General features: G+C 34.2%; 30 protein-coding genes and 1 riboswitch. Of the genes, 21 read left to right on the top strand and 9 right to left on the bottom strand.

Annotation, left to right across the window (positions count from 1 at the left end):
• Position 1: 1 nt before the first annotated feature.
• On the bottom strand, positions 2–697 hold the full coding sequence (locus tag NSQ08_RS22890) for a response regulator transcription factor (protein WP_000276730.1): 696 nt from the start codon (positions 695–697) through the stop codon (positions 2–4).
• Positions 698–905: 208 nt separating this feature from the next.
• Between NSQ08_RS22890 and NSQ08_RS22885 the strand changes: the two genes are divergently transcribed.
• From NSQ08_RS22885 to NSQ08_RS22865, 5 genes are all read left to right on the top strand, one after another.
• Positions 906–1,178 (top strand): autorepressor SdpR family transcription factor, encoded by a 273-nt coding sequence (locus tag NSQ08_RS22885; RefSeq protein WP_002089211.1) that lies wholly within the window; start codon positions 906–908, stop codon positions 1,176–1,178.
• A complete protein-coding gene (locus tag NSQ08_RS22880; RefSeq protein ID WP_078421880.1) occupies positions 1,175–1,813 on the top strand; it encodes an SdpI family protein in 639 nt (212 codons plus the stop codon). Before NSQ08_RS22885 ends, NSQ08_RS22880 begins: the two co-directional genes overlap by 4 nt.
• Before the next feature lie 24 nt (positions 1,814–1,837).
• Positions 1,838–2,476, top strand: coding sequence for an SdpI family protein (locus tag NSQ08_RS22875; RefSeq protein ID WP_340779017.1), 639 nt, complete (start codon positions 1,838–1,840; stop codon positions 2,474–2,476).
• A 161-nt stretch (positions 2,477–2,637) separates the two neighbouring features.
• Positions 2,638–3,354, top strand: coding sequence for an ABC transporter ATP-binding protein (locus NSQ08_RS22870; protein WP_340779015.1), 717 nt, complete (start codon positions 2,638–2,640; stop codon positions 3,352–3,354).
• Positions 3,344–4,918, top strand: coding sequence for a putative ABC transporter permease subunit (locus NSQ08_RS22865; RefSeq protein ID WP_340779013.1), 1,575 nt, complete (start codon positions 3,344–3,346; stop codon positions 4,916–4,918). The genes NSQ08_RS22870 and NSQ08_RS22865 overlap by 11 nt, the downstream gene beginning before the upstream one ends.
• Positions 4,919–4,983: 65 nt before the next feature.
• Here NSQ08_RS22865 and NSQ08_RS22860 read toward each other — a convergent pair whose 3' ends face one another.
• Positions 4,984–5,856 carry an AraC family transcriptional regulator gene (locus tag NSQ08_RS22860; RefSeq protein ID WP_002034491.1) on the bottom strand — a complete coding sequence of 291 codons (873 nt, stop codon included), beginning with the start codon at positions 5,854–5,856 and terminating at the stop codon, positions 4,984–4,986.
• A gap of 306 nt (positions 5,857–6,162) precedes the next feature.
• Between NSQ08_RS22860 and NSQ08_RS22855 the strand changes: the two genes are divergently transcribed.
• Both NSQ08_RS22855 and NSQ08_RS22850 read left to right on the top strand, forming a co-directional pair.
• Complete coding sequence (locus tag NSQ08_RS22855; RefSeq protein WP_240381024.1) at positions 6,163–6,933, top strand: ABC transporter ATP-binding protein; 771 nt, start codon at positions 6,163–6,165, stop codon at positions 6,931–6,933.
• Complete coding sequence (locus NSQ08_RS22850) at positions 6,920–8,869, top strand: ABC transporter permease (RefSeq protein WP_340779007.1); 1,950 nt, start codon at positions 6,920–6,922, stop codon at positions 8,867–8,869. Before NSQ08_RS22855 ends, NSQ08_RS22850 begins: the two co-directional genes overlap by 14 nt.
• A 65-nt stretch (positions 8,870–8,934) precedes the next feature.
• Here NSQ08_RS22850 and NSQ08_RS22845 read toward each other — a convergent pair whose 3' ends face one another.
• Positions 8,935–9,393, bottom strand: a complete 459-nt coding sequence (locus tag NSQ08_RS22845) for a hypothetical protein (RefSeq protein WP_002129620.1) — start codon at positions 9,391–9,393, stop codon at positions 8,935–8,937.
• A 307-nt stretch (positions 9,394–9,700) separates the two neighbouring features.
• Between NSQ08_RS22845 and NSQ08_RS22840 the strand changes: the two genes are divergently transcribed.
• Positions 9,701–10,279 (top strand): class I SAM-dependent methyltransferase, encoded by a 579-nt coding sequence (locus NSQ08_RS22840; protein WP_002129619.1) that lies wholly within the window; start codon positions 9,701–9,703, stop codon positions 10,277–10,279.
• Positions 10,279–10,878 (top strand): DedA family protein, encoded by a 600-nt coding sequence (locus tag NSQ08_RS22835; RefSeq protein WP_002034486.1) that lies wholly within the window; start codon positions 10,279–10,281, stop codon positions 10,876–10,878. The genes NSQ08_RS22840 and NSQ08_RS22835 overlap by 1 nt, the downstream gene beginning before the upstream one ends.
• A gap of 50 nt (positions 10,879–10,928) precedes the next feature.
• Here NSQ08_RS22835 and NSQ08_RS22830 read toward each other — a convergent pair whose 3' ends face one another.
• Both NSQ08_RS22830 and NSQ08_RS22825 read right to left on the bottom strand, forming a co-directional pair.
• Positions 10,929–11,312 carry a hypothetical protein gene (locus tag NSQ08_RS22830; RefSeq protein ID WP_002129618.1) on the bottom strand — a complete coding sequence of 128 codons (384 nt, stop codon included), beginning with the start codon at positions 11,310–11,312 and terminating at the stop codon, positions 10,929–10,931.
• A gap of 73 nt (positions 11,313–11,385) precedes the next feature.
• A complete protein-coding gene (locus NSQ08_RS22825) occupies positions 11,386–11,844 on the bottom strand; it encodes a helix-turn-helix transcriptional regulator (protein WP_002129616.1) in 459 nt (152 codons plus the stop codon).
• A gap of 217 nt (positions 11,845–12,061) precedes the next feature.
• Here NSQ08_RS22825 and NSQ08_RS22820 point away from each other — a divergent pair, with 217 nt between their 5' ends.
• From NSQ08_RS22820 to NSQ08_RS22810, 3 genes are all read left to right on the top strand, one after another.
• Positions 12,062–12,409, top strand: coding sequence for a YxeA family protein (locus NSQ08_RS22820; RefSeq protein WP_002129615.1), 348 nt, complete (start codon positions 12,062–12,064; stop codon positions 12,407–12,409).
• A 75-nt stretch (positions 12,410–12,484) separates the two neighbouring features.
• Positions 12,485–12,664: a hypothetical protein gene (locus NSQ08_RS22815; protein ID WP_033709536.1), complete on the top strand. Its 180-nt coding sequence runs from the start codon at positions 12,485–12,487 to the stop codon at positions 12,662–12,664.
• A gap of 422 nt (positions 12,665–13,086) precedes the next feature.
• Positions 13,087–13,851 (top strand): hypothetical protein, encoded by a 765-nt coding sequence (locus NSQ08_RS22810; protein WP_002129612.1) that lies wholly within the window; start codon positions 13,087–13,089, stop codon positions 13,849–13,851.
• A gap of 39 nt (positions 13,852–13,890) precedes the next feature.
• Here the strand turns inward: NSQ08_RS22810 and NSQ08_RS22805 are convergent, their stop codons facing one another.
• Entirely contained in the window at positions 13,891–14,838 is a 948-nt protein-coding gene (locus NSQ08_RS22805; protein WP_033709843.1) for an Rpn family recombination-promoting nuclease/putative transposase, read from the bottom strand.
• A 192-nt stretch (positions 14,839–15,030) separates the two neighbouring features.
• Here NSQ08_RS22805 and NSQ08_RS22800 point away from each other — a divergent pair, with 192 nt between their 5' ends.
• Positions 15,031–15,711 carry a DUF7003 family protein gene (locus NSQ08_RS22800; RefSeq protein WP_340778999.1) on the top strand — a complete coding sequence of 227 codons (681 nt, stop codon included), beginning with the start codon at positions 15,031–15,033 and terminating at the stop codon, positions 15,709–15,711.
• A 78-nt stretch (positions 15,712–15,789) separates the two neighbouring features.
• On the opposite strand, the gene NSQ08_RS22795 is transcribed toward NSQ08_RS22800, so the two are convergent.
• Both NSQ08_RS22795 and hpt read right to left on the bottom strand, forming a co-directional pair.
• Positions 15,790–16,692 carry a diacylglycerol/lipid kinase family protein gene (locus tag NSQ08_RS22795; protein WP_340778997.1) on the bottom strand — a complete coding sequence of 301 codons (903 nt, stop codon included), beginning with the start codon at positions 16,690–16,692 and terminating at the stop codon, positions 15,790–15,792.
• An 84-nt stretch (positions 16,693–16,776) separates the two neighbouring features.
• Positions 16,777–17,304 (bottom strand): hypoxanthine phosphoribosyltransferase, encoded by a 528-nt coding sequence (gene hpt, locus NSQ08_RS22790; protein WP_000687585.1) that lies wholly within the window; start codon positions 17,302–17,304, stop codon positions 16,777–16,779.
• Between the two features lie 161 nt (positions 17,305–17,465).
• Here hpt and NSQ08_RS22785 point away from each other — a divergent pair, with 161 nt between their 5' ends.
• The 6 genes from NSQ08_RS22785 (at position 17,466) to NSQ08_RS22760 (ending at position 22,183) form a co-directional block, all read left to right on the top strand.
• The gene (locus NSQ08_RS22785; protein WP_002034478.1) at positions 17,466–17,681 is read left to right on the top strand and encodes a hypothetical protein; all 216 of its coding nucleotides are present in this window, start codon (positions 17,466–17,468) and stop codon (positions 17,679–17,681) included.
• 184 nt (positions 17,682–17,865) lie between these two features.
• Complete coding sequence (locus NSQ08_RS22780) at positions 17,866–18,198, top strand: hypothetical protein (RefSeq protein ID WP_340778995.1); 333 nt, start codon at positions 17,866–17,868, stop codon at positions 18,196–18,198.
• Positions 18,199–18,384: 186 nt separating this feature from the next.
• A complete protein-coding gene (locus NSQ08_RS22775; RefSeq protein ID WP_061688362.1) occupies positions 18,385–18,879 on the top strand; it encodes an LPXTG cell wall anchor domain-containing protein in 495 nt (164 codons plus the stop codon).
• An 89-nt stretch (positions 18,880–18,968) separates the two neighbouring features.
• Positions 18,969–19,589: a class D sortase gene (locus NSQ08_RS22770; RefSeq protein ID WP_000771585.1), complete on the top strand. Its 621-nt coding sequence runs from the start codon at positions 18,969–18,971 to the stop codon at positions 19,587–19,589.
• Between the two features lie 54 nt (positions 19,590–19,643).
• Positions 19,644–20,333, top strand: coding sequence for a response regulator transcription factor (locus NSQ08_RS22765; protein WP_044443872.1), 690 nt, complete (start codon positions 19,644–19,646; stop codon positions 20,331–20,333).
• The gene (locus NSQ08_RS22760; protein ID WP_340778988.1) at positions 20,330–22,183 is read left to right on the top strand and encodes a sensor histidine kinase; all 1,854 of its coding nucleotides are present in this window, start codon (positions 20,330–20,332) and stop codon (positions 22,181–22,183) included. The genes NSQ08_RS22765 and NSQ08_RS22760 overlap by 4 nt, the downstream gene beginning before the upstream one ends.
• A 208-nt stretch (positions 22,184–22,391) precedes the next feature.
• On the opposite strand, the gene thiT is transcribed toward NSQ08_RS22760, so the two are convergent.
• On the bottom strand, positions 22,392–23,051 hold the full coding sequence (thiT, locus tag NSQ08_RS22755; protein ID WP_340778985.1) for an energy-coupled thiamine transporter ThiT: 660 nt from the start codon (positions 23,049–23,051) through the stop codon (positions 22,392–22,394).
• 86 nt (positions 23,052–23,137) lie between these two features.
• Positions 23,138–23,239, bottom strand: a riboswitch (TPP riboswitch).
• Between the two features lie 194 nt (positions 23,240–23,433).
• On the opposite strand from thiT, the gene NSQ08_RS22750 reads away from it, so the two are divergent.
• Both NSQ08_RS22750 and feoB read left to right on the top strand, forming a co-directional pair.
• The gene (locus NSQ08_RS22750) at positions 23,434–23,661 is read left to right on the top strand and encodes a FeoA family protein (RefSeq protein WP_000060512.1); all 228 of its coding nucleotides are present in this window, start codon (positions 23,434–23,436) and stop codon (positions 23,659–23,661) included.
• On the top strand, positions 23,658–25,646 hold the full coding sequence (feoB, locus tag NSQ08_RS22745) for a ferrous iron transport protein B (RefSeq protein WP_340778984.1): 1,989 nt from the start codon (positions 23,658–23,660) through the stop codon (positions 25,644–25,646). The genes NSQ08_RS22750 and feoB overlap by 4 nt, the downstream gene beginning before the upstream one ends.

The raw sequence follows: 25,646 nt of genomic DNA, 5'->3' as shown, positions 1-25,646 counted from the left end.
CTTATTCACTCCAAGTTGCGTTAAAACGATACCCAAGTCCACGTACTGTTTCAATAGCATTTTCAATACCAAGCTCATTGAACTTTTTACGAAGACGCGTGATATTTACGTTTAATGTATTTTCCTCAACGAAGCTTTCGTCGTCCCAAAGAGCGGCTAGTAAATCTTCACGACTCGCTGTACGAGGAAATTTAGATAATAACATTTCTGCTAAAATTGCTTCTTTCTTCGTTAAAAGAACTTGCTCAGCGCCGAAATGAATTTCTGGACGCTCAGGGAATAGTTTTAGTCCTTCAACTTCAACGATACGCTCAGAAATATTTGGTGCATAATCACCGTAAATACGGCGTAATTGTCCTTTAATTTTTGCCATTACAACGTCGTAGTGGAACGGTTTTGTAATGTAATCATCCGCACCGCTTTCAATCGCCATAATTTGCTCCATCTCACCTGCGCGTGCCGAAATGAAAATAATTGGACAAGTAGATTCATGGCGAATTTGACGGCACCAGTAGAATCCATCGAATTTCGGTAAGTTTACATCAAGTAAAACAAGATGTGGTTTCACAGCGTTAAACGATTCCATAATATCATCGAAGTTCTCCGCAACAACAGCATCATAGCCATATTTTTGAATGTGAGATTGTAGTAATGATGAAATATTTGGATCGTCTTCAACGATTAAAATTTTATACATATGTATATTCCTCCTAAAAAAACAATTGTAGCTATAGTGTATCATGTGTTTCTCGTCTTTTCATTATGTTGAAATATAAGCTAGTAAACAATATAGGTCAAAAGTGGAAAAAGTAAAAAGGGCTAGGGATACAATTGACAATTAACTGAAAATATTTTAACATTTAGATAAATATCTAAATGTCTAATTATCGAAAGGAAGAAAGACATTGAATCAAGCATTTAAAGCATTAGCAGACCCGACAAGGCGAAAAATTTTAGACTTATTAAAAGAAGGCGATTTAACAGCTGGCGAAATTGCTGAACAGTTCAATATGACAAAGCCAAGTATTTCTCATCACCTAAATGCGCTTAAAAATGCTGAACTTATCCAAGATGAAAAAAGAGGACAATTCGTTATGTACTCTTTAAACACAACTGTATTCCAAGATTTATTGACTTGGGTGTTTACGTTTACGAATAAGGGGGAAGAGGGGAAATGAAGAAGCATATATTTCCGTTATTATTAATTGCTTTAACGATTATTGCATGGTGCATCGCGTGGCCTTATTTACCGGGAGAAGTTCCAAGTCATTGGAATATTAATGGTGAGGTAGATGGACATATGTCAAAAATGGGAATGTTGATTTTTGATGTAGCAATTATGGTTTTCATATATGCACTAGTTACTGTATTGCCTAAGATAGATCCGAAGTACGACAACTACAAAAGATTTCCTAAAGCACTTGGAATGATAAATGGAGCAATTTTATTTTTCTTATTTACTATTAATATGATGACACTAGCAAATGCTTTAGGGTATAACATTCCAATTGGAATCGTTGTGAACATAATGGTCGGTATCCTTTTCATCGTACTCGGCAATTATATGCAGCAATGTAAACCAAATTTCTTCATAGGTATTAAGACGCCATGGACGTTAAGTAGTGAAAATGTATGGAGAAAAACGCATAGGATAGGATCAAAGATCATGATGATTGGCGGTATTGTAATCATATTTTCCTCGTTTCTACCGGGAATGTGGAAGATGATTTGTTTGTTAAGTGTTGTTGTTGTACTGGTTGTTGGTACGATGGTGTATTCCTATGTTGCTTATAAGAAAGAGATAGGAGCTTAATAGAAATTTTATGGGGGAGAGAGGATGAAAAGACACGTATTACCATGGAGTTTAATTATTGCAATTGCAATGGGATGGTACATTGTATGGCCATATTTACCGGAACAAATTCCGCGTCATTATAATGCTGCGGGAATAGTAGATGGATATTTTTCTAAAGTAGAGGCAAGTTCATTTTCAATAGGTAGTATGGTGTTGCTGTATTTGATATGGCTAGCTATGGGGTATATTGATGTAACAAAAGATAAGTATAAACAGCATGCTAAAGTCCTTTCTGCAATTAACTATGCCATTCTTTTTATAGGATTCGGCTGTAACATATTTGCGTTATTAGCAGCGTCTAATTATATTGCTTCAGGCTCAATCGCCTTTAATTTCGGACTTGGAACGTTGTTTCTTGTACTAGGTAATCACATGCAACAAACGAAGCCAAATGGCTTAGTAGGAATCCGGATGGACTGGACATTAGAAAATCCTGTAGTTTGGAGAAAAACACACAGATTTGCTTCGAAGGTATTTGTAATAGGTGCACTTTGTATATATGCTGGGGCGGTACTTCCAGATCCATTCAATATTTTTATGGGGATTGGAATAATATTAATATGCATCTTCATATCAATGATAAAGTCATATGCTATTTATAAAAAAGAAATGCAATTGTGAGTAATAAGGGATTGAACTGTACGAGTCAAATTTTATATTTATAGTTTCTATGTGTTAAGAGATTTAAATACTCAGTGGGGATAATGAAAAAGCTCGCTGAGTAAATTTTTTGCTTTTAGGTCTGGAAATTCAGTTAAAAAGGATAGTTTGGGGGAAATCACATGTTAGAAATTATAAATTTTAGCAAGACATACAAAGGTGGCAAAAAAGCAGTAGATCAGTTAAATATTACTGTTCAAGCAGGGGATATCTTTGGATTTATTGGCCATAACGGTGCGGGGAAAAGTACAACAATTAAGTCGTTAGTAGGAGTTATAGATTTTGAAGAGGGTGAAATTTTTGTTGATGGACATTCAGTAAAAAAAGATCCGATTGCATGTAAGAAAGTAATGGCGTACATTCCTGATAATCCAGATTTATATGAGCAATTAAAAGGAATTCAATATTTGAACTTTGTTGCTGATGTGTTTAAAGTGTCTGCGAAGGATCGAGAAGCACAGATACAAAAGTATGGGGATGCTTTTGAGATTACACCTTACTTGGGAGATTTAATATCTTCCTATTCACACGGTATGAAACAAAAAGTGGCGATTATATCAGCGGTTTTGCATAAACCGAAATTATTAGTTTTAGATGAACCTTTCGTTGGTCTTGATCCAAAGGCAGCCGTAGTATTGAAAGGTATTATGAAGGAGCTTTGTGAAAAGGGAAGTGCGATTTTCTTTTCTACGCATGTTTTAGATGTGGCGGAGAAGTTATGTAATAAAATAGCGATGATTAATAGAGGGAAATTAGCACTTTCAGGGGAAGTGAATTCTTTAATAAAGGAAGGATCATTGGAAGAGCTCTTTATGAAGGAGCTTGCTAATGAATATTAGTAGTCTAGATCTTTTAAAAATCCGGTTGATAACGCAGCTTGGTTTAAATACTTTTAAATATGAAAAAGATAAGAAAAAGAAGCAGAATAAAATTTTGCTGACAGCATCTATTGCCTTAGTTGGTGTCATGTTAATGCTATATTGCGGAGCCTCAGCATATGGGTTGGTGAAACTAGGAATAAGTGAAATTATCCCAGTTTATGCACTAGTTATTAGCAGTGTATTGACGTTGTTTTTCACTATATTTAAGGCAAATGGAGAAATTTTTGCTTTTAAGGACTACGATCTTTTAATGTCATTACCGATTCGTGTAAGTACTGTTATTACAAGTAGGTTTTTGTATTTATATTTGCTGAATACGATCTTTTCAATCATAATCATGCTACCAATGGGAGTTGTTTATGGCATACATGAGAATCCATCAGTTTCTTTTTACTTTATGTGGTTCATCAGTATGTTTATAGCATCTTTAATTCCAACAACAATCGCAGCGATCTTTGGAGCTATGATTACGGCAATCGCTTCTAAATTTAAAAATACGAATAAAATAACTACGATTTTAAGTTTTATAGTAATGATTACATTCGGCTTCTTTATGCTAAAAAACGGAAATGCTCAATATAGCCTTAATGATATGAATGGGATTGGTGCAATTGTTTCAGAGCAACTAACTAAAGTGTATCCATTAGCTAACATGTTTCAAAAAGCAATTGTTCATGCTGATCTTGTAGCTTTCATCCTATTCGTTGGGATATCGGTTATTTGGTATTATCTTTTTGTAAAAATACTTTCGTTAAAATATAAGCAAATAAACACAGAGATCACCACTTATCATATGCTTTCAAATTATGAGATTAATAGTATGAGAAAAGAAAGTGTATTGGTCGCGTTGTATAAAAAAGAACTGAAACGTTTCTTTTCTTCTACAGTGTATGTCATAAATAGTGGAATGGGAGTTGTGATGGCGCTAGCTTTCGCGCTAGCTATAGTTGTAGTAGGACCAAGTCAATTAATAGCGTATCCTGGAATTGAGCCCCTGTTGCAAAAGGTTGCTCCATTTGCTATTGCAGTAGCGATTTCGATGACGTGTACAACATGTGTGTCATTGTCTTTAGAAGGAAAAAATGTATGGATTATTAAGTCATTGCCTATTACGCCAAAGATGATTTATGACAGTAAAATACTTATGAATCTTTCATTAAGTATACCTGCATCACTTATTAGTGCCGTATTACTGATAATAGGGTTAAAACTAGATGTTTGGAGTTCTCTTTTCATCGTAATAACACCGATAACATATTCATTCTTTTCGGCAGTATGGGGGATTTTTATTAATAATCGATTTGGTTATTATGATTGGGTATCAGAAACTCAAATAGTAAAACAAAGTGTAGGATCGTTTGTCGGTATGTTTGGTGGCTTAATTATGGCTGTTATACCTGCTTTGTTAATCGGTACTGAGGCTATCTCGAACTACAGGGTATTTACTTTTGGAGTTATTATAGTGCTTGCGATTATTACTATTTTCTTGTATAAGAACGAGTCGAGAAGAAGTATAAAATAAGAAGCTGCTTTTCCTTTAAAGAGGAAGAGCAGCTTCTTTATTTTGAAAAATTTTAGACCTTTATATTACTTTTTTAAAACAGGTACCCATATCTCGCTTCTGAAATTCGGCGATGATACGTCTTTACTTTCATTCCACAATATTTCCGGTCCTTCCGCTAGTTCATAGTTCGAAGAAGGGAACCATTCGGAATAAATACGTCCCCACACATTTTGTAATGCATCAGGAAATGGACCGACAGCTTCAAATATAGCCCATGTTGAAGCTAATACTTCAAGTTGTGTGAATTGCTTTGGACAATCTTTTGTCGTAGCTACTCCAATGTAGTGATCGAGTTCGCCTTTTTCTTCCATTCTTCCTTCAGAAAAATTCGTAGAAGCACTAATAATACCGGTAGGTTCAATATTTGAAAGGGACTTTAATGTTTCAATTGATTGGCTGTCTAAACTTTTCCACATAGAAGCAATTTCTTCGTTTACACCGTTAAAAACAATCGGCACTCGTTTTTGTATACCAATGATTCGAAATGGCTCTTTTTCTTCAATTCGATAGTTCATTTCATTTCCTCCTTTAATCGATAACTGGAAGGTCATTGGTGAATAAGCTTTCAAAGAACGAATTGTACTTCGAGCTTCTGAAGGCGTTATTCCGTGCAAATTTTGAAATGCACGTGTAAATGAATCTGGTGAGTTGTATCCATATTTTATAGCGACATCAATGACTTTTGCATCGCTATTTTTTAGTTCAAAAGCAGCGAGAGTAAGACGTCTACAGCGAATGTATTCTGATAGTGATATGCCAGCTAAAAAAGAAAACATTCTTTTGAAATGATATTCGGAGCAGAGAGCTATTTTTGCGACTTCTTTAAAATCAATTTTGTGTGTAAGGTTGTCTTCAATATACTGCATTGCCGCATTCATATTTTTAAGTGAATCCATTATATGACCTCCTCTATAAATAGAATATCAGGAACAAAATAGCTCCATCCGATATTTCGTGCACAGCTTTGTAGGGTGCATTTTTAACCTTACAAAATTGTAATGTTCCTGTAAGGAGAATGAATGGATGGCATGATATCCCAATGTTATAGTAACAAAGTACTTTCATTCAGTAGGTTAAATTTTTATGTCTTTACTTATGTGCCTTACATAACTGTCATGTTTGTGTAAGAAACATCGATAGTGGCAAGAGTAGAGAGTGTATATAGTTGAAAATAGAGAATAGAAGAAATGAGGGATGTCGAGATGAAAACAGTGTTAGAAGCAAAACATATTGAAAAAGTGTATGACACAGGTGGTAATAAATTTGCAGCTTTAAAAGGTATTAACTTACAAGTAAAAGAAGGGGAGTTCGTTGGAATTATGGGGCCTTCTGGTTCTGGGAAGACGACTCTTTTAAATGTCCTTTCTACAATTGATAATGCGACGGACGGTGAAATTTTAATTGATGGAAAAGATATCGTGAAGATGAACGATGATAAGCTAGCGTTATTCCGCCGCGATCATTTAGGTTTCATTTTCCAAGATTATAACTTATTAGATACGTTAACGGTGAAAGAGAATATTGCGTTACCTCTTGCGTTATCAAAGGTGAAAGCGAGTGAGATTGATCGCCGCGTTCTTGAAATCTCAAAGAAATTCGGTATTGATCATATTTTAAGTCAGTTCCCATATCAAGTATCCGGTGGACAGAAGCAGCGCTGTGCAGCATCGCGTGCGATCGTTACAAGTCCTAGTATGATATTTGGGGACGAGCCGACTGGAGCACTTGATTCTAAATCAGCGACAGATTTATTAGAAAGTATGAAGTCGTTAAATGAATATGATAATTCTACAATTTTGATGGTAACGCATGATGCATTTGCGGCGAGTTATTGTAAACGAGTTATTTTCATTAAAGATGGTGAGTTATATAAAGAATTACACCGTGGTGAATTAACACGTAAACAGTTCTTCCAAAAAGTCGTTGACGTAATGTCTTCTATTTCTGGAGGTATGGCTGATGACCTTATCTAGCATTGCCCTTCGCAACATACAGCGGAACTTTAAAGACTACTTTGTATATTTTGCATCTATGATATTTAGCATCGTCATCTATTTTACATTTAAGGCGTTGCAGTATAATTCACAAATGGAAAAAGCTGCGGAAGGTTCTAAAAAAATTAGCGGTGCATTTCAAGTTTCAAGTGTCATGCTAATTATATTCGTAGCGGTGTTCATTATATATTCGAACGGTTTCTTTACACGAAAACGTAAAAAAGAAGTTGGGCTATATTCGTTACTCGGTATTCGTAAAAAACAAATCGGTAAAATGCTCTTTTATGAAAATATGTTAATGGGATTAATGTCTTTAATTATAGGGATTGCGATTGGTAGCGTCCTTTCAAAACTATTCCTTGAATTACTTGTAAGTATGATGGGATTAAACTTAAATGTTCATTTTGAAGTCCCGATGGCTGCAATTGTTGATACAGCAATTATTTTCTTTGTGATTATATTGTATACATCACTTCAAGGATATCGTTTAATTTATCGCTTTAAGTTAATTGAACTTTTCCGCGCAGAACGTGAAGGAGAAGCAATGCCAAAAGGATCTGTCATTATGGCGTTAATTTCAGTTTTCTTAATCGGCTCAGGTTATTTCTTAGCGTTAATGTTTATGAAGGCAGTTATGTATGCAAACTTTATGGCAGTCGCACTTTATATATTACTTGCGACAGTATTAGGTACGTATTTACTATTTATGTTCTTTACAGTATTCGTATTGAAACGTGCAAGAAATAATAAATCATCGTTTTATAACGGTATGAATATGGTAACGACATCACAGCTACTATATCGTATTAAAGGAAATGCAAAGTCACTTGCGACAATTTCTATTTTAAGTGCAGTAACATTAACAGCGGTTGGTACGTCAGTTACGATGTATTACAACACATTTACACAATCAAAAGCAGTTGCACCATACAGCTACTCTTATGAAAAGAAAGATGCAGAACTAGATAAGAAAGTAAATGCGATTTTTGCTGAAGAGAAAGAGAATCACCCTGTAAAAGATCAATTTGAAGTTGAGATGGTTCCTGTAAAAGGAAAGTTTGAAGGAGCTAAAGTCGATTTCATCTTTAATATGAACTACAGTATCTCTGAGAAATATCAATTTATATCTCAAACTGAATTTAATAAACTTGCTAAAAAAATCGATGCGGAAACAGTGAATGTAGCTACTGGCGAAGCATTTATATATGATAGTTCTTATATTGAAGGGTATGAGTTTAGCCCTGAATATAAAGGAAATAAAGCGGTATTCCAAATTGGAAATGAAACGAAGACATTGACGATCCAAGGTGCAAATAATAATGCAATTACGAACTTAGGTGAATTAGTTGTTGTCGTTCCAGATGAAATGTATGAACAAGCGAAGCAAGCATTTGGAACACGTGTTGTAAAAAATATCGATGTAAAAGATGAAAGAAACAGTAAAGTGTTAACGGAAAAATTAACAAAAGTGATGCCAGCTGGTGAATCAGAAATGACACCAACATTTAGAGATTTCTACACTGGTTTCCATATGGGACTTGAAGCAACTGGACTAATGATGTTCATCGGAATGTTCTTAGGACTTGTATTCTTACTAGCAACAGGTTCTATTATTTACTTCAAACAGCTAACAGAAGCAAGTGCAGATCGTGAGCGTTACGTTGTCCTTCATAAAATCGGTGTAACGAAACAAGAAATGAAAAAAGCTATTGCAAAACAAGTGAGCTTTATCTTTGCAATTCCACTAGTAATCGGAATTCTACACAGTTTGTTTGCATTAAAAGGTTTAGGGAACATACTACCATTTGAAATTATGATTCCGCTTCTAATTAGTATCGGAGTATATAGCGTTATTTATATCGGATATTACTTCTTAACAGTTCGCTCTTATTATAAGATTGTGAGCGCGAAGTAATGAAAGAGTTGTGTTATCTTAGTAAAAAAGCATCCGACTAACATGTTAGTCGGATGCTTTTTTGTCTATACGTGAGCTTTATTTTCGTCCGAACTATCAAACATGTCCATTACTTTAAAAATACCTTCCAACAGCAAGGTACATAAAATAGCGAAAATTAATACGGCATGAGGTGATAATTCAACTGATGTGAAGTTAAGGTCTGCCAACCAAAAGTAACCTACATAAAAACTTAGAAATGTGCTAACAGCCGAAAGTGTAAATCCTAAAAATCCTAATTCTTTTAATTTTTCCTCAGATAATTTACATAAACGTAAAACAATAGAGAAGAGAATTCCTACTATGAAAAATCCAATACATAATGCGAACAATGATATTATGCTTGGATACTTAACTTCATCAGGTATCCACTTTTTCATTCCCACTATTAAAAATGTAGGGACAAGAATAGGCAATAAAAGTGGTAGCACTATTTGTATAGATGCAAACAATGCATTTGGTTTATTATCGTTTTGATTATTCATAAAGCCTCCAAAAATGATTTCTATACTAATTCCAAATATCTTAGAGGATTCTAACATAAAAATAGTAACTTCGCTATACAAAATCGGAGTAGGATCATGATCCTTCATGGTAAATAAACAAGATGCCTTATTCGTATATGTTCGAGTCGTTTATCCTTGTAATTCAATTTTCATATCTGCTTATAGTAAATAAGGAGATTTCCTTCATCTTCATAAAATCTTAAGAAATCTCCTCAATTTTTGTTAAGAAACGATAGTTATACTTAAACACAAGTTGAAAACTATTGAACGAATGGAGAGAAGTTACATGCAGCTCATAACATTCTTAAATGAATTTATTAAACATCCGAAACATACTGGTGCGATTGCGCCAAGTTCAAAGATATTAGCAAAGAAAATGGTAGATGTAATTGATTTTAATAGAGCGAAATGCATTGTAGAGCTAGGGCCTGGTACAGGAGCCTTTACGAAAGAAATTATAAAGAGAAAGAAGAAGGAGACAATATTTCTTCTTATTGAAATTAATGAAGTATTTTTCAAAGAGTTAAAGAGAAAATTTAAAGATGAGCAGAACGTGATTGTTATACACGGCTCAGCGGAAAATATAAAGAAGTATATGGAACAATTGAATATAGAATGTATTGATTACGTCTTATCGGGATTGCCTTTCACTTCTTTACCAGAAGAGGTTTCAAAGCGCATTTTAAACAGTGTAATGGAAACGATACATGAGAATGGAGAATTTATTACATTCCAATATTCACTTGTGAAAAAAGGATTTATACAGCATTTCTTCCCTGAAATTACACTAGAAAAAGTGTGGTTCAATTTCCCACCAGCTTACGTCTTTAGCTGTAAAAAAGAGCTAAGGGGAGCATATGCATAATGGAGCTACATGAATTAATGTCATACATTGAGCAGTATGGTTATTGGGCACTATTTTTTTGTTTATGGCTTGGTATTATCGGTATGCCGATTCCAGATGAAATGATTGTAATGAGTGGTGGTTTCGTATCATCATTAGGCATATTAAATGTAATTCCCGCTTTTGTCTTAACATATTTAGGCGTTGTATCAGGGCTTTCTTTAGGTTATATAATAGGAAAAGTATTTGGTACGAAAGTACTTGATAAGCTAATGAAAAAGAAAAAAGCAAAATATCTTTTAAAATCGCAACAGATGGTTGAAAAATACGGTCATTATGCGTTAGTTACAAGTTATTTCATACCTGTTGTAAGACATATTGTGCCGTATTTAGTTGGAATGAATAACATGTCATTTAAGACGTATGCTTTATATTCCTATACGACAGGGTTCGTTTGGACACTTGTTTATTTTGTGCTCGGTTCTTTATTTGGACAATATATTGAAAGTATTGTAGCAGTTGCGATAAAGTATGGCGCGTATTTTGGCGGGATTGTTTTTGTTATTGCGAGTGGTGCTTATTTGTATAAGCAAAGAAGAAATACAGTGATGAGTAAGTAGAATAGAGGTTTATACTTAGGGAGAGTTATTTTGTAGAATAACTCTCCCCTTTAATGTAATAGCTTCTTATTGCTTACATTAGGCATTGTCTGAAATACAATTATATAAATTGTTAATATGATTGTATTGATCAGATTGGCTAATATAGTCATAAAATCACTTGATGGAGTGATAAGAACAAAGATTGAAAGTGCGGCAGAAGCAAGTGGAATGAACTTTTGTAGCGTAGTTAACTTTCCATCTTTATGTAGCTTCGAAGATTGAAAGAAGCAAAGTAAGAAAATAAAGGATGTAAATAATAATCCTAAATATCCCCATCCATCTTCAATATACCAAGGTAAAAAGCTCATTCTCGATGTGAAAATAAACAAATTAAATACTAAGGTGCTAATGATTAACGTGTTTAAAATCGTGATATTTGTCTGTTTTTTCATTTGAATTATACTCCGAAATTTATTTTATCCCGCTATTTGTGGGTAGAAGAACCCCACTGATTAAAGTTGCACTTTATTGAGATGTTTTTGCCATTTCCATAAATCGCTGTTCAATTTCATCCAATTCGAATGAGTGGTATATTCTGCGGTCTTCTGTATCTAAAATTCTATAATGTTGTGATAAAAGATTTTGTTGGATTTGGTAACCGTTTAATTCTTTTATTTGTCGCCACCATACTTTTCCTCCTAAGGTCTTCGGGAAGTTCGTATTGTAGTGTGTAAAAGCGATCGTTTTTATAATTTCATTCACATCATCCCCGAATGTCATTTGGACTGTATCGCTCTGTTCGAAGAGTGTTACGACACAAACTGCGCCTGCCCATGTTAGCGTGCGTCTACCCTTTTCAATTTCTACTAATGTTTTCTTTGATAAACCAATAATTTCTGACATTTTATCTTGTGATAAATCGCTCTCAACACGAATGAGTTTTAATTTTGAATTGACTAATCCAATAAATTCTTGCTTGTCCATCATACATCTTCCTCTCTTGTATAGTGTAAAATTACACTATAGGTGTAAAAATGTCAATAATGGTGTAAAGGGTCACTTTTTATTTTTTTGATCTTGCTAATTAATAGTTCCCTTTTAGTTTAAGAAAATGTTAAGAAACCGTACAAGTTTTTATTAAGAAATACACTCTATATTTAGAAACGTCCTATAGAAAAACATAATGAAAGGTGGAATATAGATGAAAAGATTTATCCTTGCATCGTTACTTGTCATCATGGCAGGAGCGGTATATTTATTAAATGGGAGCGCTAAGCTAGATCAAATGAATCCCTTTCTTGATATAGAGGATCATTATGCAATAATTGATACAGATGGCAAAGAGTTAGGTGGAGATAAAGGTCGTGAATATAAAGTGAAAGCTTATGATGAAAATGGTAAGGAAAAAGAAGTTACAATCGATGGAGTAGATGAATTACAAAAAGGTTCGTACTGGCATGTGCTTACTAGAGGCGAGTTCTTGCGTGATAAAGTGCAAGTAACGATAGATAAAATTCCTGATGGGGCGAAGGCTAAGTTAGGACTGTAAGTATAAAACTGATTCTTAATGAAGGAATCGGTTTTGTTATTTTATGGTAAAGTGTAGTGGGAGGGGGCAAGAATGATGCTACTCATTGTTAGTCTTATTTTAATTGGATTTATGTGTAGTATGAGAATAGTATCCTTACATAGGATAGAGCGACAAAAGATAGAAGAACGATATGTATATTGTCCAAAATGTGATGCGAAAATTAGGAGAGGCAATTCTGCTCCTTTTTGTTCGAAATGCAATGTAACATTTTAACTATAAAAAATCACATTGCGATTTCAGAAAAATGAAAGAGAAAATGATGTTCTCTTTCGCTTTTTTAGTTAAAATAGGGTGTACATAGCAAGGTTTAAATGGAGTGTTATATTTGGAAATTCTTATCATAGTAGGGTGCCTATTAATAGGCATCATTTTTATTGGTCTAAGTATTTATAGGTTTGTAAAATAAATAAAAGAAAAAGATTCAAAAAAAGATAAATGGACAGTAGTAGCACAAAACATTCTAGGGCTATTTTGTGATACGCTGCAGGGAGGTGCACCGTTCTACTTTTTAATTGGTGCGCTCTTTTTTGTAGTGGGGCTTTTATTTCTCTATATGGGAATGGGATGGGTTGAAATTGATTAGTTGGCGCTAGAGAATCAATTATATATTCGTAGAATTAAGAAGGAGAGAGTAAATGCCGATTATAAGAGATATCCGATTAAGTTTTCTAAAGAGAAAAGAGAATATAAGCAGTCTAGAGATATTACAATCAACATCCTCGAGTAACTATGAGGAAGAGATATCTTTTTTAAAAGAAACGAGCTGTATTACTTCTTTATACGAGCGACATATGTCAAAGTTAAGAACAGACTATGAAAAAGTTATCTTGATTTACTGTGTGGATGATATTTCATTATTAAATCAGTGGGAGAAGAAATATCGAATTTTTCCTGAATATATGAATGTGTTTGTAGAGTGTGGGAGTGTGAAGGATTTTCCATATTTATCAGATAGAGAGAAAAAAGAATTAGCACTTCAAATCGTTCATACTGAAATGAAGAGTTTAGCTGTGGAATGTGATTGGGATATAGAGATGTTAGAAAAGGCATACAATAAGGTACTGGATTTGGATTATAAAAATGAACTTGTATATATAAAGAAGAGTAGTCCGAATAAAAAATATGTATGTAGTATAATTTGGCAGCATGAAGTGGCTTATGCTGATATGTACTTAGAAATAAGGGAGTATAGAACGAGACGATTAATCAAAAAGGAAAAGCTTATGAGAGAAGAAGATATGTATAAAATGTCTAATTATGTTAGTGACGTGGCTTGGAAGTTAAACCATAAAGTGATGTTGATGAACGACAAAGGAAAAACTATGTGGATGTTAACCTTTTTAGAGAAAAACAATCCAGATAATTTAGTTTGGAAGATGGAAAGAATTGAGGAAAGTTGATAAAAAAGAGCTTGAAACCATTCAAGCTCTTTTTTATTACTATTTATGTCCTAAAATACGCTCAACCTCATGCACACTTAATTTACTTGCCTTAGTAATCGTTTCAAGTGGTATACCAAGATCATACATATTTTTAATCATTTGAATTTTCCCCTGCTGAACCCCTTCTTTTCGACCCTTTTCAATGCCTTGTTCAATCCCTTTTTTTATTCCTTGTTCCATTCCTCTTTTTATTCCTTCTGTCTCTGCGTGGGCGAATTTTGCTGCTTCATCCATTAAAACTTTCTCCCTTGCGTCATAGGCTTGTCGGAAAGAAGAATCTTGACTCATACGTTCCCATTTATTTATCGCTTTTTGTAAAATAGGATCTTGGTTCATAGCAATATCCTCCAATGTTTTAGTTAAGTGCTCATCCTCATTTGCTGAAAGTAATAAAAGCCAACGAACAAATGGATCTTTCCACGGATTTACTTTTTCTTCATGCCATTGTTCTGTTAACTTTGGGATTTCTACAATGTGAATTTCTATGTCGTCACTTAGGAGTTTCTGTTGTTGTGTATTCCATAATATACTCGTTGAATGGAAGGCGTTTTGTTCTGAAAACATTATGAAGTTTAATAAATTTATGGTGATGGTTTTATGCAGTGAGCTATATGGCATGCCCTTTTGTAATTGGGATGTGTATAATTTTCCCCAATAATATAAACTACGTTTTATCATATCGTGATTATTATTGAGCTGTATTTCTACATTTACTTTTGTTCCTGTGTTTAATGTCGCTGAAATGTCTAAAATAGATAACTTATCCTCTTCATATTCCCGATGTAAATGTGGATCTTCTAGTTGTAGAGAAGCAATGGGTGACTCTAAAGACTCTTGTAACATAGCGTTTAAAAATGCAATTAGAATATCTTCACTACCATTCGTACCAAACAATTGTTTAAATGCAAAATCAATGCGTAAATTAACTAACTGTTGGTTGAACACAGTTTTTTCTCTCCCTTGTATCAGGTTGCTTCTTTCCTTCATTGTATCTAAAAAGAACTGGGGCATGCAAACAGACCCTTCTGCTATTTTATTAGTAGTATTATTAGAAAATAAAAGGCAAGTATGTCTATGTTATACTCTAGTGAAATCAAAAAAAAAATTTTTGTTTATATTGAGGAAAAGGTGATACATATGCAAAAAGATATTTTGAAGCTATTAGATAGAAAGCAAAGTAACTATGACTTTCCTGCCTTTGATAATGAATATATGGATATTTCGCAAGTGAAATTTTCTCTTTTCTTTAAAGATACTAAGGATTGGTTAATGGTGTTTCAAATTGTCGGTGTAGGTTCATTAGGCGTATTTAATGATATTCAAGTATATGGCGATAGAATGAATCATTCAATTGGTGATGACGGTATTTTGCAAGTAAAAGATGGAGATTATGAATTATTTGATAATAAAGGTGAATTTATGCCGGATATTCATAACGGTAGTTTAAAAATTCGCAATCATCATTTTGAATATCAATTTACAGAAGAAGATTATGCGAATAATGGAATAGAAGTGAAAACGAAAGAGTCTTATCCGACATATTTCATGCGTATGCTTGCTGCTAATGACGAAGCTAGAAAGTTATTATGGTGGGATAAAGAAGAAATTTTAGAAGAGTTCGGTTTAAAAGGTGATTGGGAAGTAGCTTATGAAACGGAAGAGTGGCAACATGTTGAAGAAGAGAAAGTAAGTGAAAATGAATTCTTCCAATCAGTAGCTGCAGCGATAGAGAAGCAAGATCCAAGTGTTATTGTAGATAAGGATGCTAATACGCATTGGAAAAATTGGGTGGAGTTTGATTACGAAAACTCATATTAAAAATGAAAGAGTAGATCAAAGCGCATTTTTACTAAAAAAGACTATCCGAAATGTTAAAAATCGGATAGTCTTTTTTCATTAAACAACCGCAGGATTATAAATCATCGTAAAGTGCGCTTGTAACAACTCAATATGACACGGTGTATGAAGAGAGCTTTCACCATCTGTATCTACTTCTTTTTCTTCTTCTGTTTCAATATGAATGGATTTAGCTTTGGCGTGGAAGATGTCATTTTCATTTGAGTCTTCAAATAGTTTTTTTCCGATATAATCTTTAAACGCTTGAATGCCTGTTGATTTGACTACGAAAATATCAAGTGTTCCGTCATCACATTTTACGTTCGGAATAAAGGATGGGATACCCCCGAGATATTCACCGTTTCCAACCATAACAAGGACAGCTTCGTCTTCATATACTTGTCCGTCGTAAGTGATTTTTACTGGGAATGGTTCAGCGTTTTTTACAGTTCGAATGGTGCTTAAATAGTAACCAATTTTACCAAGCTTTGCTTTCTCTTCTGCATCGATATTGTTTGATACTTCAGAGACGAGTCCAATACCCCAGAAGTTTAAGAAGTGTTGTCCATTTGCTTTTGCGACATCGATTGGTTTTATATGTCCTTTTGTAATGAGTTTTGCTGCTTCTGCAATATTTTGCGGAACGCCGAGTGTGCGAGAGAAGTCGTTGCAAGTTCCGCCTGGAATGATTGCAAGTGTAGGTCTAGTTTCAAGAGGGGCTAAGCCGTTTGTGCATTCAAATACAGTTCCATCACCACCAAAGACGATAATTAAATCTACTTTACTAGCAAACTCTTGGCAATATTTTGTTGCATCACCTTGTTTTTTCGTATGAAGGATATGCAGGTCAGGAAAAGCTGCCGCAAGAGGTGGTACGATTTTTGTTAAGTTCGTATGTAAATCGCCTTGTCCTGCTTTCGGATTTACGATGAGGAGTACTTTTTCAAATTTTGTCTTTGTCATTTTTATTCTCTCCCTTTGTCTTTTACGAATCGTGATAGAAAATAAACTTCCATCAATAATTGATGGAAGTTTACTCTATTTATATTACTCCGTTACAACTGAAGCGATAAATGGTAAGTTACGATATTTTTCTGCGCAGTCGATACCGTAGCCAACGATAAATTCGTCTGGAATTTGGAAGCCAACATACTCAGCTTTTAAGTCCACTTTACGGCGTTCAGGTTTATCAAGTAACGTACAGAATTTCAATGCTTTTGGTTTATGCATGAAGAAGTGATCTTTTAAGAAGTGAAGTGTTAAACCAGAATCGATAATGTCTTCTACGACAATTACGTTTTTTCCAGTAATGTTTACATCGATATCTTTTAATAGTTTTACTTTTCCAGTTGTTTCTGTTTGATTTCCGTAGCTAGATGCAGAGATAAAGTCGATAGTTAATTCGTTTTTAATATGACGAATTAAATCAGCAGCGAATACGAAAGATCCTTTTAATACAGCGATTACAACGATTTCTTCTCCTTCAAAATCACGTTCGATTTGAAGCGCTAGTTCTTTTACTTTTTCTTGTAATTGTTCTTCAGAAATTAAAGTGTCTTTTATTTCAATTTTCATTTGAATCCTCCTACAGTGTAAAACTTGTGAACATTTCGACTGTAAAGGATAGAAAGAAAAAAGTCAAAGAAGATATAAGGTTTTTACAGAAATCCCCACAAAATAGTCAGATGATATGATATACTGATAGCATTAAGAAAACGCTTCCAAAAAGGGTGATTATGATGAAAAAGAAACAGTATACAAGTGTAACATTTATAAAAGCATTGCTTTTAACAATTGTTCTTGGTATGTTGGCTTACATAATTGATGTACCTGCAATTCGCATTTCACTAATTGGAATGACTTTAGTATTAGGCGCAATTTCCCACGGTATGATGTCGCAGCTGCAAGAGGCTAGACTTGATGATATGAAAGATTCTATAGATAAGAAATGAGAAACCTTCACGTATATAGAGTGAAGGTTTTTCTTTTCTTACAAAAATGTAAGGTGATTTGTAAGACAAATCGATAGTTGCATAGTAGTGTTTTGGATAAACTATAAGTGTAAGGTAAAAGGCAAGCATATTTTAGGTAAATTAAGTTTTAGGCACTCTATATGTGAAAAAGGAGTAGGAGGGCATGGAGAAACATTGGACGACCTTTTCTTTTTTAGCAACTAGTAACACCGTAATGCTAGCTGGAGAAATGGATTTTTTGCATACGTTTGATCGAGAAGACGATCATTCTTCTTCTAAATTTACAATGAAATGGAGTAAGTGGAGCGATAGTTGTAAATTGGAAGAAGAGGCCCCTAACGAAAGGCAAAAAATTATTTTAACAAATCCTATTAAAGCATGGGTCGTTCAATGTCGTAAGTGTAACGTCAAAAATCACTTCAAGAAAACTGAGCCGAGACAATTAGTTATCACTCCGACCCTTTCTACTTCTCAATCACGCGAAAGTAACAAATAAATATCGAGACACACACCCGAAAAAACATCGTATATATTACGGTGTTTTTTTATTTTTCTAAAATGAAATCTTTAAATGAAATATATTTCATCTGCATCTTATATTTACATCCGTTGTTTACTCTAGTAATACATCCGGTGCGACGTGATGTGTTACTAGAATAAAGTATAAAAGGAGAGAAATAAAATGAAAAAAAAACTATTACCAATTTGTGCAATGGCACTTTTAACAGTAGGATATTCTTCAGTAGCGAGTGCGGATACTGGAACATTAACAAAAGAAGAATCAGCGCAAATGCAGCAAGATAAAGCTAAAAAAGAAGAAGCAATTAAGGAACAGCAAAAGAGCGAAGTAGAGAAAAAAGAAGCAGCACAAGTACAAGAAAAAAGTGATATGGCTAAAAAAGAGGAAGCAATAAAAGCAGGGCAAAAGAATGATACAGCGAAAAAAGAAGTAACACCACAAGTTCAAGAAAAGGAAGCTCTTGCAAAAAAAGAAGAAGCAATTAAGGCGGGGCAAAAGAATGATGCAGCGAAAAAGGAAGTAGCAAAGCCAGCTGTACAAGGTGAAAAATTACCAAACACAGCATCAAATAATGTAGCAATGATGGCACTAAGCGCATGTCTTGTAGGGATAGGGACATTATTTGGTTTGAAGCGTCGTAATAAAGTTAAGGCGTAAATAAAATATTTTTCTATAAAGAATGGGATAATTTCATATATTAAAAATGGTAGGTTATTCCTACCATTTTTTGCATGGAGGGATGGAACATGAAGTTACTCAATTATATCGGTATCATATTGATGGCCATAGGGCTATTCATGGGATCGTATTACGCTGTGGAATGGTATAAAGGAAAAAGCTCTGCTCAAGAATTAACGAAAGAAGAAATAAAGAGCCTTAAAAATATACAAGATAATCAACTTTCACATGAAACACCTGTAACTTCCAAAGTACCTTCTTCTCAAACTGAGCATAAAGAAGGAGAAAAGGTAGCAATGTTAAATATACCGAAAATAAAGAAGAAGTTTTCTATATATTGGGGAGCAAATGATGCAACATTGAAAAAAGGAGTCGGTATGTTTGTTAGTGATTTAACGACAACACCATCTGGAGGGGGACATACTGTACTGAGTGGGCATCGAGATACTGTATTTACAGATTTAGGAGAGTTAAAAGAAAAGGATAACCTTATTTTGGAGTATGATAATAAAATTTACACATACGAAATTCAAAAGACATGGATTACACATGCGGATGATCGCACTGTTATTGTAAAAAAAGAAGAGCCGACATTAACACTGACGACTTGCTATCCATTTGATTATATAGGGGATGCACCGGATCGATATATTATCGAGGCAAAGTTAATTACGAGCAATTCAAAATAAAATTATCAACTACAAAATGCTAGCTACTTAAAATGAGAGGGGGAGACATAGATTATGTCAAAAAACATTTTAATTGTTGAAGATGAAGATATTTTACGCGAAATATTAAAGGATTACTTTTTGAGTGAACAATATAAAGTGCTTGAAGCGAGAGACGGGAAAGAGGCTTTAGTTTTATTTGAAGAAGAAGAGGTCGATTTAGTTATACTTGATATTATGTTACCAGAACTAGATGGATGGTCTGTTTGCCGAAGAATTCGTAAGACATCCCAAATTCCTATCATTATGTTGACGGCACGTGTTGATGAAGATGATACGTTACTTGGGTTTGAGCTTGGGGCAGATGATTATGTTGCGAAACCATATAGTCCGCCTATTTTATTAGCGAGAGCGAAAAGGTTGTTGGAAAGTAGAAAAGCAACAAAGAAACCTTTAGAGAATGAAGATGATACGTTATCAATTCACGGCATTCATGTCCATTTCCCGTCACGTACTGTTACTGTTGATGAGGCAGACATTAGTTTAACACATACAGAATTTGAAATATTAGTGTATTTCATGAAAAACCAAGGAATTGTACTAACAAGAGAGCAATTAATTTCAAGAATTTGGGGATATGAGTTTGCTGGTGATGATCGAACGGTTAATAGCCATATTCGTAATTTGCGAAATAAATTAGGAGAGAAATCAAAGCACATTACAACTGTAGTGCGAACCGGTTATAAATTCGAGGGGAACATATGAGAAATGGGATTGTACTTAAATTATTTACACTTACAACAGCCCTATGTATGTTGATTTTAGCGACGATATTTATTGGGCAAACAATATTTTTCAAACAATATTATGCGAATCGAAAAGTGGAAGATATTAAAGTGAACTTAAATTCCTTTGCAAAGAACTATTTAAATTATGCAGGAAGTGCAGAAGAAGTTCAGAAACTGGAGCAAGATTTTTTAAGAGAAAATAATACGTGGATTACGACATTAGATCAGAATGGGAATTTAAAACATGTGGATGATTTTTATTTTGAAGTAACGATAGACCGTAGGCAACAAAAGAGCTTTGGACAACAAATATTCAAGATTCCCTTAGGTAATCTCGTCAATATAGAGGAGATTGATAATAAATTATCAGAGAAGTTTTTAGGACAAGAAATTTATTTTTCTGGAGTGAGAAAAGAAGAAAGTTTTATTCCATTCTCTTTCTCGTTAGGTAAACAAAATTTAAGTGGATCTAATAAACCGTTAGAAAAAGCATTTAATGAGAAAATGATTAAATTAGATCAGGAGAAAAAGAAAGCAGCTGAGGAACAAGTTGTTAAGGAAAAGAAGCCGGCCGTTCAGGAGCAAGCTGCTCAGGAATTAGATGCTGTCATAGTAGGACGTGTTACGAAAGTACAGTTCCCCGATGTAAAAGGTCCTGTGAATCCAATTTATAAAAATAGTTTATTCTTAGATAGCATAAAGGAATTTCAAACTGATTTATTATTAAAAGAGAATGATCATATACAGTATTCAACACAAATAATGGACTATGAAAAAAATGATATAAAATATAAATTATTAATTAAACCAAAAAAAGAAAAAGACGGATCGGTAACATATATATATGCGATGGCTTCTTTGCAACCTGTCGATGAGGCTGTACAAATGGTGCAAGATTATTACATCTACATTATTGCATTTGTAGTCGTTCTTATATTTCTAGCTTCTTTCTATTACTCAAAACAAATTGCAAAACCGTTACTAAAAATAAATGATACAACGAAGAAAATAGCTCATTTGGATTTCACAGAAAAAATTCCGATTACTTCAAAAGATGAAATTGGTGATTTATCGCAAAATATTAATACATTATCTAATAAACTACATTCACATATTGGACAGTTAGAACAAGATATTGAAAAAGAAAGAAAGTTAGAAAACACAAGGAAAGAATTTATTGCGGGTGTATCGCATGAACTAAAAACGCCGCTGAGTATTATGAAAAGCTGTATTTCCATTTTAAAAGATGGGGTAGCTGAACATAAGAAAGACTACTATTTTCAGGCGATGGAAAAAGAAGTAGACAAGATGGATATACTAATTTTGGATATGCTTGAATTAGCTAAATTTGAGTCTGGCACATATAACATGAAGATGGATTCTTTCTATATCGATGGAGTGATTGAAGAAATATGTGAACAGCTTTCAGCGGAGATAGAGAAAAAAGAACTGAGTGTGCACAAACATATATGTCCAGCAGAAGTGATTGGGAATCAAAATAGAATTGAACAAGTAATTGTGAATTTTATTACGAATGCAATACGTTATACACCAGAAAAAGAAGATATTATTATTTCCACAATAGACGGGAAGGATCATATAAAAGTATGTATTGAAAATAAAGGTGCTCACATTGAAGAAGAACAATTAGATAAAATTTGGGACCGTTTTTATCGCGTGGATGCGGCAAGGAAACGTTCACAAGGTGGAACAGGGCTTGGTCTTGCAATTTCAAAAAATATTTTAGAATTGCACGATGCTGAATATGGGGTGAAGAATACCGAAGATGGTGTGTTATTTTACTTCTATTTACCGAAAAAAGCGTAGACAATACAATCTACGCTTTTTTAATTTATTTTCATATTATCTTTACCTAATCTTTATTTCTAAACAGTATACTTTGAATAGAAGATGAGGTTATGTAAGGAGTCGATGAACCGTGCATAGCAATTGGCTAAGTATAATGGTATTTATTTTCTTTTGTGCATTTATTGTATTTTTAATTGATATTACGATATGAAAAAAAGAGCGCTAATTAAGCGCCCTTTTTTTGTGTATTCATTTGATAAGCACCGATGCTTTTGAATAAGCGTGGTGAAGTTGTAAATAAAAGAATTAGTAATACAGTACATAGTATGAAAGAACCGATCATGGTACTGCCGTTTACAATTAATGAATATAGCACAGCTGATTGTCCTTTAGGTGCATATTGACCAAAGAAAATAATACCAGCGATAAAATGACAGAAATAGCGTGCAAAGCTACCGACAAATGTTGCAATGATAATGTAAACAAGTGCTTTTTTTCCTTTGTTTTGTTTTGGTTTATCTTTGCGATTACCAAAACTTGAATGCTCTGCATTACTGATGTCTGAGGCAAGTGCTTTTTGAATTGGACGATAGAATAAACCAGCAAAGCCGATAAAGGCAAAGGCAATGAAGTACTCAATGAATGCTTGAACTGGTGTTAGAATGTAAGCATCGCCTACGACAATTTGTAAAAGTCCCCAAATTAAGCCTCCTAAGAAAGCCCTTTTGAAGCCCCAGCGGTATGCGATAATAAAAATGGGAATCATAGCAAATGAGATGGAACCGCCTGTTGGAAGTTTAATTGATAATGGTAGAATGTCGATAATCAAGGCGAAGGCTGCAAGAATAGCAGATTCGATCATCGCTTGTAAATTGGTGTTACGCATGTTGTCTCCCCCTAAATCCAAGTTGCACAAAAAAGAACATTATCATAGGAGGATACGAAATACGTAAATAAAAAAAGAGGTGTGTATTTCGGACGTTTGCACAATTCCTGCGTTAGCATTAACTAACAGGTTCAAAGGGTCGGAACGAATTGTTCCCTCTCAGCGGTAAGGCTCCCCCTGTGATAACGAGATTCTTTATTTGCTATTGTTCATTGTAAGCGAAATGGATGAGAATGGCAAATGAATACCGTATGACAATTATTGAAATAGAATTGTAGCGAAATGTTAATAAATATGAAGCAAAAGGGTATAGTCCAATTGAAATAGAGTATGATATAATTTTTCTGAAAATAATTATCATTCTCTTCTGAGGGGGAAGGTTATGAGCTTAGTAGATATTAAAATTGGCGAGAAAGTGTTAGTAAAAAGTATTCAGTCGTTAGATCAATTATTGAAGCGTAGACTAGCTGCTTTCGGTCTTGCGGAAGGAAGCGAACTTCGCTTGAAACAGAAAGCGATGTTTAAAGGTCCTTGTACATTGGAGTGTCGTGGACAGTTAATTAGTATTCGTCATTGTGACGCGAAAATGATAAAGGTGGAATTAGCGTGAATAAGGTTGCTTTGCTAGGGAATCCGAATACAGGGAAAACATCATTATTTAATGCACTTACTGGTTCTTATGAATATGTAGGAAACTGGAGTGGTGTAACAGTAGAAAAGAAGGTTGGTAAATTAAAAGATAAGCAAGGAACATTAATTGATTTACCAGGCGTTTATGATTTGAATCCAGTTTCACGTGATGAAGGTGTCGTTACGAATTTTCTACTAACAGATGAATTTCATCATATGTTAAATATAGTGGATTCTTCTCAATTTGAGCGAAATATGCATTTAACATTGCAATTACTTGAATTTGGTAAGCCCGTTTCAATTGGTTTAAATATGATTGATGTGGCAAAGCAAAGAGGAATTGTGATTAATGTAAAAAGGTTATCAGAAATATTAGGTGTAACAGTCGTTCCTGTCATCGCAAGAACCGGAAAAGGCTGTGAAGAATTACTTACTACTCTTCATGAAGAGAAACAAAAAGAGAAAAAGCCATTCATTATTTCATATGGTGTACAAATGGATGAAGGAATTGGAGAGGTAATCGCTCTTTTAGAGACAGCGAATTATGAGCATCCGAGATGGTTAGCCCTTCAATTTTTAAGCAATAACGAAGTAGTAGAAAAAGAAATGAAAGCATTACCAATTTATAAGGAACTTATAGCCATTCGATCTCGTTTAGATGGAAAACTTGATTGTACGTTGGAAGAGCACATTTACAAGACTCGTGAAGCGTATATTGAAAAGTTAAAAACAAATGTTATGCAACATGAGAAAGAAGGAAAAATTCCTTTTTCAGAAAAAATTGATAGGTTAATTACACATAAAATTTTAGGACTTCCAATCTTTTTAGCAGTTATGTTTTTTATTTTTCAAGTTACGTTTACGTGGATTGGTACACCTTTATCTGATATGCTTGATGGATTTTTTGGCGGACAACTTACTGATTGGGTTACAGCTGGGCTCACAAGTGTTGGGGCTTCTGACTTTATTCAAGCACTCGTTACAGAAGGTATTATTGCTGGTGTTGGTGCGGTATTAGTATTCGTTCCACAAATCTTTGCACTATTTTTCTTCATTTCATTATTAGAAGACTCAGGATATATGGCACGAATTGCAGTTGTTATGGATAGAATTATGGAGTTTTTCGGTTTAAACGGAAAAGCATTTATTCCGATGATTATCGGCTTTGGATGTAACGTTCCAGGTATTATGGCAGCGAGAACGATTGAACAAGAAAAAGAAAGGTTACTTACAGTTCTTGTAACACCGTTTATGTCTTGTTCGGCACGTTTACCTGTATATGCACTATTTGCGGGAGTTTTCTTCCCTCATAGTCAGGCGACTGTTGTGTTCTCTTTATATATCGCAGGGATTGTTCTTGCATTACTCGTTACAAAAATTATGTCTCTTACTATTTTAAAAGCAGAAAAATCTATTTTTGTAATTGAACTACCACCTTACCGTGTGCCGCAAACGAAAACGTTATGGCTGAGCACGTGGGAGAAAGGTAAAGGATTTGTTCGTAAAGCGGGTACATTCATCTTCGGTGGTTCTGTTGTCATTTGGTTATTAAACTATGCAGGTCCATCAGGATTTGGTGTTGATATGGGAGACAGTTTCTTAGCGATGATTGGTGGATTTATTGCACCACTTTTTGCACCGCTCGGTTTTGGAACGTGGCAAGCTGCGGCATCCCTTTTAACAGGATTTTTAGCGAAAGAAGTTGTCGTTTCTACGATGGCAATTATTTATGCGGTTAAAGAAGATGTGCTAGGAAATGTAATGGGAGCACATTATACTGCGCTATCAGCCTATGCATTTATGTTCTTTATTTTATTATATGTTCCGTGCTTAGCGACAGTAGCTGTTATTAAACGTGAAACAGGATCGATGAAATGGACAGTTTTCTCTGTCGTTTATCCGCTCGTTGTTGCTTATGTATTAACGCTCATTATATACCAAGTTGGGTCCTTACTCGGATTCTAG

Origin of the sequence: Bacillus sp. FSL E2-8887 (assembly GCF_038007205.1) — a bacterium.
Taxonomy (GTDB): Bacteria; Bacillota; Bacilli; order Bacillales; family Bacillaceae_G; genus Bacillus_A; species Bacillus_A mycoides.
Note: the sequence above shows the minus strand (reverse complement) of the source record. Positions and strands in the feature narration are given on the sequence as shown.